Origin of the sequence: Pseudolactococcus hodotermopsidis, from assembly GCF_011170085.1 — a bacterium.
Lineage (GTDB): Bacteria > Bacillota > Bacilli > Lactobacillales > Streptococcaceae > Pseudolactococcus > Pseudolactococcus hodotermopsidis.
Map to the genome: position 1 here is coordinate 1 of NZ_BLLI01000118.1, position 2,120 is coordinate 2,120.

A 2,120-nucleotide genomic window follows, 5' to 3' on the forward strand; every position below is an offset into this window, starting at 1 on the left:
AACAGAGTGGTTGACTGTCGTTGAATCTTACTTTTGGCGTTTTCTTGTGCCATTGAGTTTAACTAAACCCTATTGCGAGAAAATATTTTGACTTGACAATGGGGCATTTATAACAGGAGTAGCCATGAAAAGAAGTGAACGTCTAGTCGATTTCACTAATTATTTGTTAAATCATCCCAGAAAACTAACGACACTATCATTTTTTAGCGAACGTTACGAGGCAGCCAAATCGTCGATTTCTGAAGATTTAGTCATCATCAAACGCATTTTTGAGACAACTGAAGTCGGTTCAGTTGAAACTTTTGCTGGTGTTTCGGGTGGTGTTATTTTCACGCCCAGTATTTCCGATGAAAAATCACAAAAATTTGCCAACGACATTATTGACTTGATGAAAGAAAGTAACCGCATTTTGCCAGGTGGTTATATCTACTTATCCGATATTTTGGGCACGCCATACAATCTCAACAAAATCGGTAAGATTATTGCTCATGAATATATCGGCAAGCAGATTGATGCCGTCATGACTATTGCTACCAAAGGCATTCCCATTGCCCAGGCTGTCAGCGGGATTCTTGACGTGCCTTTCGTCATTGTTCGGCGCGATCCCAAGGTCACAGAAGGCGCCACGCTCAATGTCAACTACATGTCGGGGTCTAGCTCTAAAGTTGAAAATATGACACTCTCCAAGCGTTCTCTTGCCCCAGGACAGCGTGTTTTGATTGTTGACGACTTTATGAAAGGTGGCGGTACGCTCAATGGCATGAAGTCGCTCGTTCATGAATTTGACTGTCTTCTTGCGGGCGTAGCCGTTTTTGCCGAAGGACCTTTCAAAGGTGAGCGTCTAATTTCCGATTATAAGTCTATCTTAAAAATTGATGATATTGACGTTGAAAATCGTAGTATTGAAGTCAAATTAGGTAATATTTATCAAAATATTTAACTAATTTCGCCCATTTTTGTCAGCTCATAAATTTGTTGACAGGAAAAAGATATGCTAAAATTTCTTTAGTCGTCACTCCTCTTTGACTTGTGGTTGCGATTACTTACCAAAGTGTTATTTTTTTCTTAATTATGTGTCACACTAAGCCAGTTGACAGGTACTTTACCCAATATTTCCAACTCCGTATTAACTTGTCTAAAAACATTGCTCCCGAAAAAACCGCGATGCGCAGAAAGTGGCGATGGGTGTGGTGCGGTAATAATTTTATGTCGGTCGTTTGTGATAAGTTGCGACTTTGATTGCGCTGGTCGACCTAACAAGAGAAAAATAACAGGTGTTTCACGTTCGTTTAAAAGAGAGATGATTTTATCCGTAAAACCCTCCCACCCTTTTTGAGCATGTGAGTTCGCCTTACCCTCCTCAACCGTAAGCGCTGTATTCAAGAGCAAGACGCCTTGCTCAGCCCAACTCGTCAAGTCGCCGTTGGCTTGTATCGGTGTTGCAAATTCATCGCCAATCTCCTTATAAATGTTCCGCAATGACGGCGGAAGTGGGACATTTTTCGGAACAGAAAAACTCAACCCCATGGCTTGCCCTTTTCCGTGGTAAGGATCTTGCCCAAGTAAAACAACCTTGACGTTATTATAATCAGTTAAATTTAGTGCATTAAAAATTAAAGGTTTAGGCGGAAAAATATTTTTTGTAAAACTTTCCATAGCAATAAATCTGCTCAAATTTCTCATCACCTCATTTTGTAACTCATCATTCAGTAACTCGCCCCATTTTCCTTGAATTGTCGCTTTCATCCCAACCCCTCCTTTTCGTTATAGTAACAATTATACCTTAAAATTTTAAAAATCAAAGAAAAAAATTGAGTAACTGGTGATTTTTTTACCAATACAAGTCAATATATTTAATAATCTTCTGTTTCAATCTGAACTTCTTGTTCCTATCTACTTTTTCTCCATTTTTTAAAGCATTGAAAGTTCTCATTTCTTCTGCAGTTAAAAAGTTCTTGATGTCCCTATAAAGCGCGTTGTATATAACATTTTCTTCAATAGACTTCTCCCAAAAATAAAAAAATTTGTTATACTATAGTCATGAACTATGAATCCCTCACGAAACTCAGCGATAGTCATTTTAAACGTCTAGTTGGCGTTAAACGTCCAACCTTTGAATC

The 2,120-nt window shown here is 38.6% G+C and carries 2 protein-coding genes; one reads left to right on the top strand and one right to left on the bottom strand.

Annotation, left to right across the window (positions count from 1 at the left end; all coding sequences use genetic code 11):
• Positions 1 to 124 precede the first annotated feature (124 nt).
• Positions 125 to 940 carry a pur operon repressor gene (purR, locus tag Hs30E_RS10825; protein ID WP_172209944.1) on the top strand — a complete coding sequence of 272 codons (816 nt, stop codon included), beginning with the start codon at positions 125 to 127 and terminating at the stop codon, positions 938 to 940.
• Positions 941 to 1,065: 125 nt separating this feature from the next.
• Here purR and ung read toward each other — a convergent pair whose 3' ends face one another.
• Positions 1,066 to 1,746, bottom strand: a complete 681-nt coding sequence (gene ung, locus Hs30E_RS10830) for a uracil-DNA glycosylase (RefSeq protein WP_172209945.1) — start codon at positions 1,744 to 1,746, stop codon at positions 1,066 to 1,068.
• Positions 1,747 to 2,120: the final 374 nt, after the last annotated feature.

What these genes read in the sequence shown, in the direction of transcription:
- purR (WP_172209944.1), top strand. Translation starts at nt 125, where the DNA reads ATGAAAAGAAGTGAACGTCTAGTCGATTTCACTAATTATTTGTTAAAT.
- ung (WP_172209945.1), bottom strand. Translation starts at nt 1,746, where the DNA reads ATGAAAGCGACAATTCAAGGAAAATGGGGCGAGTTACTGAATGATGAG.